The organism is Flavimarina sp. Hel_I_48 (assembly GCF_000733945.1).
Taxonomy (GTDB): Bacteria; Bacteroidota; Bacteroidia; order Flavobacteriales; family Flavobacteriaceae; genus Leeuwenhoekiella.
In genome coordinates, this window is the sequence record NZ_JPOL01000002.1 from 3112171 (window position 1) to 3127087 (window position 14917).

General features: G+C 39.4%; 14 protein-coding genes. 7 read left to right on the forward strand and 7 right to left on the reverse strand.

Annotated features, from left to right (window positions below; translation table 11 throughout):
* Positions 1-89: 89 nt before the first annotated feature.
* The gene (locus P162_RS13550; RefSeq protein WP_031428118.1) at positions 90-1286 is read right to left on the reverse strand and encodes a pyridoxal phosphate-dependent aminotransferase; all 1197 of its coding nucleotides are present in this window, start codon (positions 1284-1286) and stop codon (positions 90-92) included.
* 13 nt (positions 1287-1299) lie between these two features.
* Positions 1300-2403, reverse strand: a complete 1104-nt coding sequence (locus P162_RS13555; protein WP_031428120.1) for a fatty acid desaturase family protein — start codon at positions 2401-2403, stop codon at positions 1300-1302.
* Between the two features lie 216 nt (positions 2404-2619).
* Here P162_RS13555 and rsmG point away from each other — a divergent pair, with 216 nt between their 5' ends.
* Positions 2620-3249 carry a 16S rRNA (guanine(527)-N(7))-methyltransferase RsmG gene (gene rsmG, locus P162_RS13560; RefSeq protein WP_031428122.1) on the forward strand — a complete coding sequence of 210 codons (630 nt, stop codon included), beginning with the start codon at positions 2620-2622 and terminating at the stop codon, positions 3247-3249.
* A 37-nt stretch (positions 3250-3286) separates the two neighbouring features.
* On the opposite strand, the gene P162_RS13565 is transcribed toward rsmG, so the two are convergent.
* The 5 genes from P162_RS13565 to P162_RS13585 form a co-directional block, all read right to left on the reverse strand.
* Positions 3287-3565, reverse strand: coding sequence for a hypothetical protein (locus tag P162_RS13565; RefSeq protein ID WP_031428124.1), 279 nt, complete (start codon positions 3563-3565; stop codon positions 3287-3289).
* 158 nt (positions 3566-3723) lie between these two features.
* Complete coding sequence (pruA, locus tag P162_RS13570; RefSeq protein ID WP_031428127.1) at positions 3724-5352, reverse strand: L-glutamate gamma-semialdehyde dehydrogenase; 1629 nt, start codon at positions 5350-5352, stop codon at positions 3724-3726.
* A 170-nt stretch (positions 5353-5522) separates the two neighbouring features.
* Positions 5523-5909, reverse strand: coding sequence for a Co2+/Mg2+ efflux protein ApaG (gene apaG / locus P162_RS13575; protein ID WP_031428129.1), 387 nt, complete (start codon positions 5907-5909; stop codon positions 5523-5525).
* Between the two features lie 4 nt (positions 5910-5913).
* Positions 5914-7101, reverse strand: coding sequence for a DUF3667 domain-containing protein (locus P162_RS13580; RefSeq protein WP_164076261.1), 1188 nt, complete (start codon positions 7099-7101; stop codon positions 5914-5916).
* 93 nt (positions 7102-7194) lie between these two features.
* Positions 7195-8457 carry a DUF5103 domain-containing protein gene (locus P162_RS13585; RefSeq protein ID WP_031428133.1) on the reverse strand — a complete coding sequence of 421 codons (1263 nt, stop codon included), beginning with the start codon at positions 8455-8457 and terminating at the stop codon, positions 7195-7197.
* Between the two features lie 230 nt (positions 8458-8687).
* Between P162_RS13585 and P162_RS13590 the strand changes: the two genes are divergently transcribed.
* The 6 genes from P162_RS13590 (at position 8688) to nqrF (ending at position 14780) form a co-directional block, all read left to right on the forward strand.
* Complete coding sequence (locus P162_RS13590; protein WP_031428135.1) at positions 8688-10040, forward strand: Na(+)-translocating NADH-quinone reductase subunit A; 1353 nt, start codon at positions 8688-8690, stop codon at positions 10038-10040.
* A 7-nt stretch (positions 10041-10047) separates the two neighbouring features.
* Positions 10048-11259: an NADH:ubiquinone reductase (Na(+)-transporting) subunit B gene (locus P162_RS13595; RefSeq protein ID WP_031428137.1), complete on the forward strand. Its 1212-nt coding sequence runs from the start codon at positions 10048-10050 to the stop codon at positions 11257-11259.
* A 60-nt stretch (positions 11260-11319) separates the two neighbouring features.
* Entirely contained in the window at positions 11320-12006 is a 687-nt protein-coding gene (locus tag P162_RS13600) for a Na(+)-translocating NADH-quinone reductase subunit C (protein ID WP_051907890.1), read from the forward strand.
* A gap of 3 nt (positions 12007-12009) precedes the next feature.
* Complete coding sequence (locus tag P162_RS13605; protein ID WP_031428141.1) at positions 12010-12657, forward strand: NADH:ubiquinone reductase (Na(+)-transporting) subunit D; 648 nt, start codon at positions 12010-12012, stop codon at positions 12655-12657.
* Positions 12658-12725: 68 nt separating this feature from the next.
* Complete coding sequence (gene nqrE / locus P162_RS13610) at positions 12726-13469, forward strand: NADH:ubiquinone reductase (Na(+)-transporting) subunit E (RefSeq protein WP_031428143.1); 744 nt, start codon at positions 12726-12728, stop codon at positions 13467-13469.
* A gap of 3 nt (positions 13470-13472) precedes the next feature.
* The gene (gene nqrF, locus P162_RS13615) at positions 13473-14780 is read left to right on the forward strand and encodes an NADH:ubiquinone reductase (Na(+)-transporting) subunit F (RefSeq protein ID WP_031428145.1); all 1308 of its coding nucleotides are present in this window, start codon (positions 13473-13475) and stop codon (positions 14778-14780) included.
* The last annotated feature ends 137 nt before the right edge of the window (positions 14781-14917 follow it).

Genomic DNA, 14917 nt, shown 5'->3' on the forward strand with positions numbered 1-14917 from the left:
ATTTCATAGGCCCTGCAAACTTTCAATACGCTCCTTGTTTTAATAAAATAGGATAAAACCCGAATTTATATACTTAAAGTGTGATTTTATTAAGAAACAGCCTCTTTAATTCGGCTCATTGCATTTTTAATATCCTCCTGGCTTGCAGCGTAAGAAAGCCTGATGCAATTAGGACCGCCAAAAGCATCCCCGGTTACTGTAGCTACATTTGCGTGCTCTAGCAAAAACATAGAAAAGTCTGAGGCATCCTTAATGGTTTGACCTTTGAGGGTTTTGCCTATATAATGTTCAATATTCGGGAAAACGTAAAATGCACCTTCTGGTTCGTTGCATTCAAAACCAGGGATGTCTGCAAGAAGACCAAGTATTAATTTGCGTCTTTCCTTAAACTGATCTACCATAAACTGTATTTCAGAAATAGGGGCTTCCAGGGCTGTTATAACCGCTCTTTGTGCAATACAATTGGCACCGCTGGTAACCTGGCCCTGAAGTTTGTTACAGGCGCGTGCTATATATTTAGGGCCTCCTATATAACCTATTCTCCAGCCAGTCATGGCAAATGCTTTGGAAACACCATTAACTGTTACCGTACGCTCATACATATCGTCAAACTGGGCCATACTAAAATGATCACCTACATAATTAATGTGCTCATAGATCTCATCACTTACGACAACGATTTGAGGATGCTTCTGAAGCACATCTGCCAGCGCGCGTAATTCCTCTTTGCTATATATTGAACCACTGGGGTTGCATGGTGAGCTGTACCAGAGCATTTTAGTCTTCGGTGTAATTGCAGCTTCCAGCTGATCTGCGGTCATCTTAAAATCAGAATCTATGGTTGTGGGAACTTCTACTGGTACACCGTCAGCAAGTTTTACGATATCACTGTAACTAACCCAATATGGGCAGGGAAGGATAACTTCGTCACCCGCATTAAGGCAAACCATTGCAACATTGTAAAGAGATTGCTTGGCACCTGTAGATACGACAATCTGAGAGCGGTCATAAGTCAATTTATTATCACGCTTAAACTTTGTGATCACGGCATCTTTGAGCTCCGCATAGCCATCAACGGGGGTGTAGCTATTATAGTTATCATTAATTGCCTTAATTGCTGCTTCTTTAATAAAATCTGGCGTATTAAAGTCTGGTTCTCCAAGACTTAGACCTATGATATCCTTTCCTGCTTCCTTAAGTTCACGGGCTTTTGCAGCCATCGCTAGCGTAGCGGAAGTTTCAAGGTTGTTGATTCGATCAGAAAGTTGTTGTTGTTTTGTTTCCATTTAAATATTTAGGTTATGCAGTTTCTAAAGAAGGGCGTGTACCCATATCTTTTAAGTGTTTAAAATGTGCTATGATCGCCTTCCGCGTGGTTTTGTACTCATTGTAGGGAAGGTTGAACTCCCGGGCGGTCTCTTTCACAATGTTTGATATTTTAGTATAGTGCACGTGGCTTATGTGAGGGAAAATATGATGCTCTACCTGATGGTTGAGCCCGCCGGTGAACCAATTTACAATTCTGTTTTTAGTGGAGAAATTGACCGTGGTAAATAACTGGTGAATGGCCCAGGTATTTTTCATGGAGCCGGTATTGTCTGGCAAAGGCATTTCGGCATCATCAATGATATGCGCCAGTTGAAACACCATACTTAAAATTACCCCTGCGGTGTAATGCATTATAAAAAAGCCCAAAAGAACTTTCCACCAGGCAAGATCAAGGACCAGAAGTGGCAAAACAATCCAGATAAGTACATAAATTACCTTTGTTATTACCAGTTTTGTCCATTCTATGCGAGGATTAGGAAATTTACCATACGATAATTTTCGTTTTAGGTAGCGTTTCATTTGTAGAAAATCTACGGTGACTGCCCAGTTGAAGGTTAAAAGTCCGTAGAGGAGCACAGAATAGTAATGCTGAAAACGGTGGTGCTTTTTCCAGGGGGAATGTTCTGAGAAACGCAAGATCCTCCCGGCTTCAAGATCCTCATCGTGGCCGTGAATGTTTGTATAGGTATGGTGCAATACATTGTGCTGTACCTGCCAGTTATAAACATTGCCGGCTAAAATATAAATACTGCTGCCCATAAGCTTATTGACCCATTTTTTACTGGAAAATGAGTCGTGGTTGCCATCGTGCATGACATTCATACCTACACCGGCCATACCGATTCCCATAACAATCGTAAGGAGAATCTGGGACCAACCCGGTAGATTTAAAGTCAACAGTAAAAAGTAAGGCGCTAGAAAAAGACTGAACATTACGGCAGATTTCAGGTAGAGTTTCCAGTTGCCAGTGCGTTGTATTTCATTTTCCTTAAAATAGGAATTGACACGCTTGTTTAGTGTCCTAAAAAATTTAGCAGAGTCAATACGGGAAAATTTTATAATTGTATTATCCATTAGTGTTGTGATAAGTTAAGTGGAGAACATCGTAATCCCCTGAATTAGGGAGTCTTGTTCTTCAGATCGAGAACATCAATATCTCATCTATATATACGCAAATAATTAGGTAAAGATTGTTAATAACCAAAAATACCACTATAATCTTTTTTAAGATCGTCTCAGGTATAAAAATAACATGTCAAAACGTTAATTTTGCACCATATTAAACGATTTATGGAAAGAATACTTCACTATTTTCCAAATATGGAGCCGCAGCAAATTGACCAGCTCACACAATTGGAAAGTTTATATCAGGATTGGAATATTAAAATCAATGTGGTTTCCCGAAAGGATATTGACGAGATTTATCTCCGCCACGTATTACATTCCTTGGGAATAGCCAAAATCCAGGAATTTAGAGCGGGCGCCTCCATACTTGATGTAGGCACGGGAGGGGGTTTTCCTGGAATACCTTTAGCGATTCTTTTTCCGGAAGTTCAATTTCATCTTGTGGATAGCATAGGAAAGAAAATCAAGGTTGTTGATGAGGTTGTGGCAGGTCTGGGGCTGCAAAATGTAAAAACTACCAATGATCGTGTAGAAAATATCAAGGGACATTATGACTTTATAGTGAGCAGGGCAGTGGCGCAGATGGAAACCTTTGTACACTGGGTAAAACCCTTTATTGCGAAAGAAAGCAAACACGAACACAAAAATGGTATACTGTACCTTAAAGGTGGTGATCTAGCCGAAGAACTTGCGGTCTATAAAACGGCGACGGTTTATGAACTGGAAAATTACTTTGAAGAGGAGTTTTTTGAAACTAAGAAAGTGGTGCACCTGCCGCTAAAGTATAAGGGCTAATAAGCATAAAAAAAAGCGGCACTATTGCCGCTTTTTTTTATGCTCTAAGTATAGAGAAATAAGTTCTATTACACCTGTTGCCGAAGTTCTTCAAAAACTCCTGGCATTGATGCAGTACATTAGACCGCTCAGGTTCCTGTTCTTCAAGAAGATAATGCTCTAATTCCTTGAGCTTATCGTCTACAGTATCAGGATCTTTTACGAGATAAAGTTTTTCTTTTTTACGTGTAATTTTTCTTTTTGATTTTTTCTTCGTCACGTCGATCAAAGTATATTTTACCTTGAGCACGTACATTTTGTTGTCATCAGTCACCATAATCCATCTTTTTAAGTAAGGGTAAAGCTACAAAAATATTTCTAAGAATGATAATAAATTTACATTTACGTAACATTAAGTTAACATTGAAAGGTGCTAAACAAAAAAATCGCCCAAATAATGAGCGATTTTATCAATTTATGACCTAATTAAGTCAATTATTCACCTAAAAAAGGATATCTGTAGTCTGTTGGTGTCACAAAAGTCTCTTTGATAAGACGAGGGGAAACCCAGCGAAGCAGGTTGATCATGCTACCGGCCTTATCATTTGTACCTGAGTTACGCGCTCCACCAAATGGCTGATTACCTACAACTGCTCCCGTAGGTTTGTCATTGATGTAGAAGTTCCCAGCGCAGTTTTGTAGCGCATCGGTTGCTTGTGCAATCGCATAACGATCTGCGGCAAGGACTGCACCGGTAAGTGCATATTCACTTGTGCCATCTACCAGTTTTAAAGTATCTTCCCACGCAGTATCCTCATATACATATATGGTAACCACCGGTCCAAAAAGCTCTTCGCACATGGTCGTGTATTTAGGATCTTTGGCCAGAAGTACGGTGGGTTCTATGAAATAACCATCGGTTTTATCATAATTGCCACCGGCAATAATTTCCACGTTTTCATCTGCTTTGGCTTTGTCGATATACTGGGCCAACTTATCAAAAGAACGTTCATGAATTACCGCATTGATAAAATTACCCATGTCCAATGGACTTCCCATTTTAAAGGATTTGAGATCCGCTAACAAATAGTCTTTAACTTCTTCCCAAATAGACTGGGGTATGTAACATCTGCTTGCTGCACTACATTTTTGCCCCTGGAATTCAAAAGCGCCACGAGCGATCGCTGTTGCCACTTGTTTAGTATTGGCCGTTGGGTGTGCCAAGATAAAATCCTTACCACCGGTTTCTCCCACAATACGGGGATACGTTTTGTACTTATGGATATTATCGCCAATTTTTTTCCAGATGTTTTTAAATACGGTCGTAGAACCTGTATAATGTATTCCGGCAAAATCTGGGCTATCAAGAACGGTATCGGTGATCATTTCGGGATCTCCCATAACCATATTGATCACGCCATCAGGTACACCCGCTTCGCGGAAGACATCCATAATTACTTTAGCAGAATATACCTGGCTATCGCTAGGTTTCCATACAACGGTATTACCCATTAGTGCAGGCGCCGAAGGTAAATTACCGGCAATTGCGGTAAAGTTAAAAGGAGTAACGGCGTATACAAAACCTTCTAAAGGTCTTTGTTCTACGCGGTTCCAGGCTGCGCTGCTAGATTCTGGCTGATCTTCATAAATCTGAGACATGTACTGCACGTTGAAACGCAGAAAGTCCACGATCTCACAGGCGGCATCAATTTCGGCCTGATAAATATTTTTAGACTGTGCGAGCATGGTTGCCGCATTCATTTTTTGTCGGTAAGGCCCTTGTATGAGTTCCGCTGCCTTTAAGAAAATCGCCGCGCGTTGTTCCCAGGGTAGTTTTGACCATTTTTTACGGGCCTCTAGTGCACCGCTAATGGCTTCTTCTATATGTGCTTTATTGGCCAGGTGATATTCGCCCAATGTATGTTTGTGATCATGTGGGGGAGACATGCTTCGTGTGTTCCCGGTCCTGATTTCTTTTCCATTAATATACATGGGAGCATCAATGGTGCTCTTGTACATTTCTTTGTAAGTAGCTACAACCTCCTTGCGTTCTGGTGAGCCAGGTTTATAACTCATTACAGGTTCATTTACCGCTACGGGTACTTCAAAAAATCCTTTTCCCATTATTTGTCTAAATTTTGGTTCTTATTGTATCGTGCCGCCAAAATACGAAATTGAAGGCGGAGCGCAGTGGGACTGGGGCAATCATTATGCTAAAATTCACTTAACAATTGAAAGGAAGTAACGATATGTGTTAAATACAAGAAAATGGAGAGGCAATTCTTGCGCAAAAATCAATTAAGCGCAAAAGGGGAATGGAGTTTAAAGGTAGGGATCCTCACCTTAAATGTATTTCCGGTTGTAAAATTGGTCATCGTGTAATAACCACGCATGGCTCCAAAAGGGGCACTTAGCAAACAACCGGAGCTATAAGTATGCAGTTCACCAGGTTGTAGAATGGGTTGCTGACCTATGACCCCCTTACCATCTACAATTTCCATAATATTGAGAGCGTCGAGAATTTCCCAGTGCCTTGAAAGAAGCTGTACACTGTGTGGACTCTGGTTTTCTATGGTTATGTTATAGCCAAACGCAAAATTGATCTGCTGTTCCTTATAGAACGTGCCTTCAAAATGCGAGGTTACCGAAATCCTGATCCCTTTAGTAATCTGCTCAACCATAGTTTTAATAGATTGCCGCCCAACCCGTAAAGAAAAAGAGGGCGGCTATTCCTCCTACCGTTAAAAATACAATATTTATGGCAAAAAATTTGACGAGGGTGAGTATTCGATTTTCCTTGTAAAAATTACGCATCGCTTTATAAAAATAAACTGGTGAAATCAATAGAAAAATCATGCTAAACAGGTCTTTTCCTACTAATAAATCAGGTAAAAGGCAAAGTAGTAACCCTAGGAAAATGAAGATCAATACATGAAAATTGAATACTAAATGTTCCATATAATTTACCGTGCGGCGCACCCTGAAAATCCAATAAAAGAAGCTTAATACATTTAAGAATAGGCTACCAGCTTTGGTTTTGTGAACAAGAAATTGAATTTCTTTTCGGTTAGATCTTTGGATAGATTGTTTTATCGCGTCAAAAGGATACCATCTAAAATAGATCAAAAGATAAAATATTGATAAAAGCGGTGTGAAGAAAAAAAGGAAGAATGGCGTTTTGCCTTTTATATAAGTAATAAATTCATTGGGGTTTTCTTTGATCTGGTCAATGACCTTATTCTTTTTATAGAGCCACACGTTAAATTTGGTCTTGTTGTACTTTAAGCTGTCAAGGGCTATGTTAGGGTCGGTAATGGATTCTTTTTGATAAAATTCGAAGAAAAGAACCACTTTTCGGGCATTTTTATTAAAGAATGATAGCGTGTCAATATCTTTTTGGGAAATATAGGTAAAGTCTTCGCTATCTGTTGCATCAATGCTATCCTTGATACTGTCGTTCAGATTGTCTTCTGTTTCTGAGTTGGAAAACAGCTTAATATTTTGGTCTGTATCTTTTTGATCAATAAAATCCAGAAAGTTACTTACCAGAAAGAAAATGATGCTAACGCTAAGAAAAAACCTAAATGGATTTGCATAACGTACCCTTTTGCCAGAAATGTAATTTTGGCTAATCGTACCGGGTTTTAGAAAAAGATCTGAAACGGTATAATAGATACGTGAATCATAAGTGATCACGCTCATCAAAAGTTCGTTGAAATAGTTAAAGACGGTTAGTCTTTGTGTTGAATTTTGCTGGCCACAGTTGGGGCAGAAGCGATCGCTAATATCCAATGGCGTTCCACAATTAAGACACTGTTTTCCGCGATATTTCAGCGATTTTCTACCAGTAGGGGTGCTATTATTTTTATACACACATAGATGTGATTAGATGCTGTTATATAACTTCTGATTATCGTTTTAAAATCATTATTTATCCGTGGTAAAGAACTGTATAGTGATCACAAGCTAATCCTTTCTTACACCAGAAATGGATGTGGATAATGCGTTGCCCACGCCGATAAGTTCATCAAAGCGTCCCCCTGGTCTTCTGTAATAGATCAAAACATCATATTCATTTTCGGTCTGCCAGAAATCCCCACTGATAGGATTTTGTGGAAGCTGAACGCCCTGAGCGGCAACTATATAGTTATAGTTATAATACCCTTGTTTGAGCAGCAAAGGCAGTTCGTAAATACCAGCTTCGGCATTGTAATCCATTTTCACGGCATCTTCTATCACATAATTATTGAAATTCCCATTGATATAAACTTCCTGCCCTTCTGGTAACTGCTCGTGCTTTACTGCAAAGTGAATCCATGCATATTCAGATTCGGTATCAGGGTTTGTACCCTGTAATGTGCGAATCACAAAATTCCCGTTAATATCTGGATTGTAAGTATATACCTGATCAGCGCGTGTAGGATCCACGTAGAGATAATTGTGGTAGAGGTCTATAAGTTCAATATATTGTACACGATTTGTGGCGGCCCTAACATCTTTGTTTTCAAAAGCGAAAAATTCATTTCCGGCAAAAAATGAAGCCTGTTCATCATAGCGATATTGAAGTACGTTGCCTATGTAGTATTGAGGGATGAGACCGCCTATGGTGTTTTGCAGGTCATTGTTTTGTATTAAAAGCGGATAAACCGTTTCCTCTGGATTAATAAGGGGTTCTTCCCCAGAATCTACCTTGAAGTTTACTACTTGTTTTTCATCAATAAATTTAAGGTCGCGCGTACGTAGAATTTCTACACCTACGCTTACCTGGGGATCATAGATCATAAACTTTCTGGAAAATACGATCTCCTCATCACTGTTGCGAATTTTAAGCATGTAATTGCCAGATTTTGTGAGTGACCGGGTATTTTTATTTGGAATATTTAGTTCGTAATGCGTATAGATTTGAAGTGTAGCCAGGGAATTGGTATAATTGAAGATCCTAATATTGTCAAAACCTTCCATGTATTCGGTTTTGGCAAGTACACTGGGAGTCCAGTCTACGTTGAAATGCTCAATGGTGTAGTAATAATCAGCTTCGTCACCTATAATATCATCAAAACTAATACGTAAATTTTCCCCAAGCCTTAGTAAAGGCAGTTGGCTTAAAGGTGTATCTCCACGAAATTGAACAGTCTTAATATATGGAGGAGCGGGAATTTCAACTTCGACCTGACCCAGCGAAATAGAGGCAAGCGATAAGAAAAAACACACAAGTAATGTTGTCTTCATAAGATGTTTAAATGGTTTTCAAATATAGTTAAAATAGAGAAGTTCATACCTACAATGTTTTCGTAGGTAACGGTTAAGGCTCAAAATCTTATTTAATCCAATGTTTAACATTTTAATTGCCCTAAGATGTGCTTTAACGTACTAAAATTTGTAAATTCGCTCACCCAAAATCCAATTTATATTTCTCTTAAATGGATAGGGGCGAACAAAAAATTTAACATATTTTTTCTATGTCAAAAGACATTAAGATCAAAAGAGGTCTTGACATCAAATTGGTAGGAGAGGCCGAGAAAGTGGTGTCAAACGCTCCCAAGTCAAAAACTTATACGATCAAACCATCCGATCTGCATCTCGTTACTCCAAAGATGATGTTTAAGGAGGGTGGTACCTTCAACGCTGGTGACCCTATTTTTTATTCCAAATCTGATGAGACAATTAAATTTGTTTCGCCGGTAAGTGGTATACTTAAGGAAATTAAAAGGGGTGCAAAGCGTGTGATAACACATATTGTGATCGAAGCTGATGGTAAGGATACGTATGCTGATTATGGCAAAATGGATCCTGCAACTGCAAATGCAGAGCAAATCAAACAGCGGTTACTTTCTTCTGGGCTCTGGCCTTTTATCAAGCAGCGTCCTTACGATATTATAGCTGATACAGATGAAGAGCCACGTGATATATTTATCTCTGGCTACAACAGCGGGCCTTTGGCTCCAGATCTGGAATTGGTGCTAAAAGGGAAAAAGGCCCAGCTTCAGGCTGCGGTCACGGCACTTTCTAAACTTACGGAAGGTGCGGTGCATATAGGTGTACCTAAGGGTGTTAATTCTGTTTTTTCTGATCTAAATGATGCTGTGTTGCACGGGGTTTCAGGACCACATCCTTCTGGGAATGTGGGTACACAAATCAACAAGGTAGGCCCGGTAAATAAAGGTGAAACCGTATGGACGATCAGCGCAGCAGATCTTGTCATTATAGGTGAGCATTTATTGACTGGTAAATTCAATCCAGAGCGCATCATAGCTGTGTCTGGATCCTGCATAGAGAAGCCGAAATATTATCGCACAACTTTAGGGTCTGAAATCGCTACATTTCTGTACGATGCTGGCCTTAAAGATGAAAAGGCGCGTTTGGTTTCAGGAAATGTTCTTACCGGCGAGCGTGTTGCGCCAGATGGAAATTTAGGGTATTACCACAATGAATTTGTAGCGATCCCAGAGGGAGATGATTATGAATTTTTTGGTTGGAACAAACCTGTATTCAATAAAATTTCCCCTACACGTGCACTAACGTTTTCGTGGTTGTCACCAAACAAAAAATATGACCTTGATACCAATACTAATGGTGAGCACCGTGCGTTTGTAGTGACCGGGATCTATGAGGAGGTTTTTCCACTGGATATTTTTCCACTTCAGCTTTTAAAAGCTTGTATGGTGGAAGACCTGGATGCGATGGAACAAATGGGTATGTATGAAGTAGCACCGGAAGATTTTGCGCTCACTGAATTTATATGTATTTCAAAACAGCCCCATCAGGCGATCATTCGCAAAGGGCTTGATCTAATGCAAAAAGAAATAGGATAATATAGCTATGGGTTTTAAAGAAAAAATGAATTCCTTGAAAGAGGAATACAAAGGCAAAAAGATGGCGCCTGCCTTTAATGCGCTGCATACGTTTTTATACACTCCTAATGAGACGACTAAAAACGGGTCGCACATAAGGGCTGTGGATGATTTGAAGCGTACGATGAATACCGTTATACTGGCGCTCGTTCCTGTATTAATATGGGGTATTTTTAATGCGGGTTATCAGTATTATGCAGCTATTGATGCTGCAAATGGGATTATTCGTGAACCTAGTCTTTTAGGTAATTTCCTTACCTGGGATAATTTTGTAATTGGTGCCTGGACAGTTTTACCCCTGGTGATCGTTTCTTACGCTGTAGGCCTTGGTGTGGAATTTGTCTTTGCTGTAATAAAAGGCCATGAAGTGGAAGAAGGCTATCTGGTAACCGGAATGCTGGTTCCACTTATCGTTCCTATTGATATTCCATTATGGATGCTTGCAGTTGCTGTAATCTTTGGTGTTATTATAGGAAAAGAGGTTTTTGGTGGTACGGGAATGAATATCCTTAATCCGGCATTGACCATCAGGGCATTCTTGTTTTTTGCTTATCCTACATGGATGAGCGGTGATAAGGTATGGGTACATAATGCGGTAGATCTTGCAGGAACACCAGACGCGATTTCTGGAGAGACAATTTTGGGGACATACGCCGCAAATCAGGAACCTATCTACAATACTTTTGATATGTTCTTTGGTTTTATACCAGGTTCTGTTGGGGAAACTTCTACCTTTCTTATTATAATAGGCGCGTTGTTCCTTATGTTCACTAAAGTAGCAAGCTGGAGGATTATTCTAAGTGCGATTGTAGGGGCTGCGGTAATGGGATTGATTTTTAATGGTGTCGTAGATCAGGGTTGGATTACAGAAACCAGTAAATTCTATGGCCTGATGAGTACACCGTTCTGGAAACATTTAATAGTAGGTGGTATTGCTTTTGGTATTACCTATATGGCTACAGATCCAGTATCTGGATCACAAACCAATAAAGGTAAATACTGGTATGGTTTTTTAATAGGTTTCTTTTCTATCATGATACGTGTATTTAATCCAGCCTATCCTGAAGGCGTGTTTCTTGCAATATTGCTTATGAATGTATTTGCTCCTACCATTGATCATTACGTAGTTCAGGCAAATATCAAAAACCGAATGAAGCGTTTAAAATTAAGAACAGCTTAAAAAATATAAAGGCATGGCAAATACAGAAAAAATAGTTATACGGTAATTTTTGCCGTTGTTATGGTTCTTGTCGTAGGTTCGGTGTTAGCTTTTACCGCTTCTTCCCTGAAACCTACCATTCAGCTCAATGAGAAATTTGAGAAGCAACAAAATATTTTATACGCAATGGGCGTGAACAGAAATGTGGAAGGCTCTGCAGTTTTTGTTTCTACTGATAGTGTAAAGGATATATTTGACAACTACATAAAAAGGCAGCTAGTTATCCAGGATGGCCAAATCAATGAAGATCCAGAAGCGTATTTGATTGATTTAAAAAGCCAACTTACTAAAGAAGTAAAAGATCGAAAACTTCCTTTATTTGTTGGTGAAAAAGATGATAAGGATTATTATATAATTCCTATGTATGGTAAAGGCCTTTGGGATGCGATTTGGGGATTTATTGCCCTGGACGAAAACTTTGTAGTGCAGGGGGTTTACTTTGATCACAAAGGAGAGACCCCCGGACTTGGGGCGAACATAAAGCAGCGTTATTTTATGGATGATTTTACCGGGGAAGAAATTATGGATGATACCAAATATGGTGGTATTTCTGTGGCAAAAGGTAATAATGATCCTCTTAATGAACGTAAGGATGATGGTAAAGTTGATGCCCTTGCTGGTGCTACCATTACCGGCAACGGGGTGACTGCGATGATAAACAGTACCGTTAAATTATACATACCTTACATTAAAGATTTAAAAATATAAATAATGGCAATACTATCTAAAAAAGATCAAGGCCTACTATTAGACCCGCTAGCTGACAATAACCCGATAACAATTCAGGTATTGGGAATATGCTCTGCACTTGCGATTACCGCCCAGTTGAAAGCCTCTATAGTGATGGCACTTTCCGTAATGTTCGTGCTGGCCATGGGGAATGTTGTAATCTCCCTCATGCGGAATATTATTCCTTCTAAAATAAGGATTATTGTACAGTTGATCGTGGTTGCCGCTTTGGTAATTATCGTTGATCAGGTTCTCAAAGCATTTGCTTACGAACTCAGTAAAGCGCTTTCTGTATTTATTGGTTTGATTATTACCAACTGTATAATAATGGGACGTTTTGAGGCATTTGCCCTTGGTAACGGTCCATGGAGATCTTTTCTTGATGGCATAGGTAATGCCGCGGGTTATGGGTTGATTCTTATAATTGTGGGATTCTTCAGGGAACTTTTGGGATCAGGTACGTTATTGGGTTTTCAAATACTGGGAGACCCTATCCAGAAAACAGGATTGTATGCTTTAGGTTATGAAGATAATGGTTTCATGTTATTGTCTCCAATGGCCTTGATCGTCGTGGGTATTATTATCTGGGTACAGCGTTCAAGAAATTCAAAATTAATAGAAGAAAATTAAATAGATAAATAAGCTCCTTCTGGAGAATACCTCTAGGTTGATGGGTTTAATTCTTATATCTTAAAAAAATGGAACACGTAGAATTGTTTTTTAAGTCGATTTTTATAGACAACATGGTTTTTGCAACGTTCCTTGGGATGTGCTCTTATCTTGCTGTTTCTAAAAAGGTATCTACTGCGGTAGGCCTTGGCGCAGCGGTTATTTTTGTACTTGCCGTAACTGTACCCATGAACTGGTTACTTGATCAATATGTATTAAGACCAGGTGCTTTGGAATGGTTGGGTCCAGAATACGCAGAATATGATCTTAGCTTCTTATCCTTCATCCTTTTTATCGCTACCATCGCAACAATGGTACAGTTGGTTGAGATTGTTGTTGAAAAATTTGCTCCTTCACTATATACTTCATTAGGGATATTTTTACCTCTTATTGCAGTGAATTGCGCCATCTTAGGTGGTTCATTGTTCATGCAGTCTAGGGATATCGCAACTTTTGGGTTGGCATTTAATTATGGTATAAGTTCAGGTATTGGTTGGTTTCTGGCGATTTTAGCTATAGCCGCAATTCGCGAAAAAATTCGTTATTCTAATGTTCCTGCACCCTTACGTGGTTTAGGGATTACCTTCATTATTACCGGTCTTATGGCGATTGGTTTTATGAGTTTTGGCGGTATGTTAACCGGTGGTGGCGACACAGATGAAGATGCTACAGAAGAGCTTATGACCCCACAAGGTGAGGTTTCCAATGAAGCTACGGATGAAGAGCCCATCGCAGAAGTTAGCTTAAAAGACAAACAACAAATAAATAATTAGACTATGTTTTTAGCAGCAAGTACCGTAGGTGTTGTAGCGGCAACAGTGGTGTCATTTCTGGCGCTTACCCTAATTCTGGTAGCTCTTTTGCTTTTCGCGAAAGAAAAATTATCCCCATCTGGGCCTGTAAAAATTACTATTAACGGGGAAAAGGAAATAGAAGTTGAATCTGGTAGTTCTTTGCTTTCTACCCTGGGTGGAAAGAAAGTATTTCTTCCTTCTGCTTGCGGTGGGGGTGGTACCTGTATTCAATGTGAGTGTCATGTTCTTGAAGGTGGTGGCGAGGCCCTACCTACGGAAACCCCTCATTTTACTCGTAAAGAACTTGCCAGTGGAGCCCGTCTTGCTTGTCAGGTAAAGGTAAAACAGGATATGAACATAACCATTCCCGAAGAAGTTTTCGGTATAAAGAAATGGGAAGGAACGGTCGTTCGAAATTATAATGTCGCTTCTTTTATTAAGGAATTTGTAGTGGAGATCCCAGAGGATATGAACTACAAAGCGGGAGGATATATTCAGATTGAGATTCCAGAATGTGAGATCAAATTTGGGGATATTGACATTACGGCGCATCCTGAAGAACACGACGATCCTAAGAAATTTCAAGAGGAGTGGGATAAATTTGGTTTATGGCCATTAACCATGAAAAACAACGAAGTTGTTGAACGTGCTTATTCTATGGCTTCTTATCCTGCTGAAGGTCGTGAGATTATGTTAAATGTTCGTATTGCCACGCCACCATGGGATCGCGCCAAGAACCAGTGGATGGCAGTCAATCCAGGAATTGCTTCTTCTTATATATTTAGCCGAAAAGAAGGCGATAAAGTAACGATTTCTGGTCCTTATGGAGAATTTTTTATAAATCCTTCTGAGTCTGAAATGCTATACGTAGGTGGTGGAGCAGGTATGGCGCCCATGCGTTCTCATTTGTATCACTTGTTCAAAACCCTGCAAACAGGTCGTAAAGTAACCTATTGGTACGGTGGTCGTTCTAAGCGTGAATTGTTCTATCTGGAACATTTTAGACAGCTGGACCGTGATTTTGAAAATTTCAATTTCTATTTAGTGCTTTCAGAACCTCTTGAGGAAGATAACTGGAAAGTAAAAGAAGATATTGATGGGGATGGCGACGGTTTTGTTGGTTTTGTGCACAATGCTGTTATCGACCAATATTTAAGTAAGCACGAGTCCCCAGAAGATATTGAACTTTATTTTTGTGGACCTCCATTAATGAACAAAGCCGTTCAAAAAATGGGTGAAGACTATGGTATTCCAGATGAGAATATTCGTTTTGATGATTTTGGTGGATAAGTATTTGATGTAAGAATTATCTTTTAATCACAATTTTGATAAAAAAACCGATGCCTTTGCATCGGTTTTTTTTGTTTTACTATCAGGTTTATGTGGAATCCAATTTATTGTATTAAAGGTATGATTGAACTTTTAAA

Bases quoted from the DNA above. Each gene is read 5' to 3' on its own strand.
- P162_RS13550 (WP_031428118.1), bottom strand. From the start codon at position 1,286: ATGGAAACAAAACAACAACAACTTTCTGATCGAATCAACAACCTTGAA.
- P162_RS13555 (WP_031428120.1), bottom strand. From the start codon at position 2,403: ATGGATAATACAATTATAAAATTTTCCCGTATTGACTCTGCTAAATTT.
- rsmG (WP_031428122.1), top strand. From the start codon at position 2,620: ATGGAAAGAATACTTCACTATTTTCCAAATATGGAGCCGCAGCAAATT.
- P162_RS13565 (WP_031428124.1), bottom strand. From the start codon at position 3,565: ATGGTGACTGATGACAACAAAATGTACGTGCTCAAGGTAAAATATACT.
- pruA (WP_031428127.1), bottom strand. From the start codon at position 5,352: ATGGGAAAAGGATTTTTTGAAGTACCCGTAGCGGTAAATGAACCTGTA.
- apaG (WP_031428129.1), bottom strand. From the start codon at position 5,909: ATGGTTGAGCAGATTACTAAAGGGATCAGGATTTCGGTAACCTCGCAT.
- P162_RS13585 (WP_031428133.1), bottom strand. From the start codon at position 8,457: ATGAAGACAACATTACTTGTGTGTTTTTTCTTATCGCTTGCCTCTATT.
- P162_RS13590 (WP_031428135.1), top strand. From the start codon at position 8,688: ATGTCAAAAGACATTAAGATCAAAAGAGGTCTTGACATCAAATTGGTA.
- P162_RS13595 (WP_031428137.1), top strand. From the start codon at position 10,048: ATGGGTTTTAAAGAAAAAATGAATTCCTTGAAAGAGGAATACAAAGGC.
- P162_RS13600 (WP_051907890.1), top strand. From the start codon at position 11,320: ATGGTTCTTGTCGTAGGTTCGGTGTTAGCTTTTACCGCTTCTTCCCTG.
- P162_RS13605 (WP_031428141.1), top strand. From the start codon at position 12,010: ATGGCAATACTATCTAAAAAAGATCAAGGCCTACTATTAGACCCGCTA.
- nqrE (WP_031428143.1), top strand. From the start codon at position 12,726: ATGGAACACGTAGAATTGTTTTTTAAGTCGATTTTTATAGACAACATG.
- nqrF (WP_031428145.1), top strand. From the start codon at position 13,473: ATGTTTTTAGCAGCAAGTACCGTAGGTGTTGTAGCGGCAACAGTGGTG.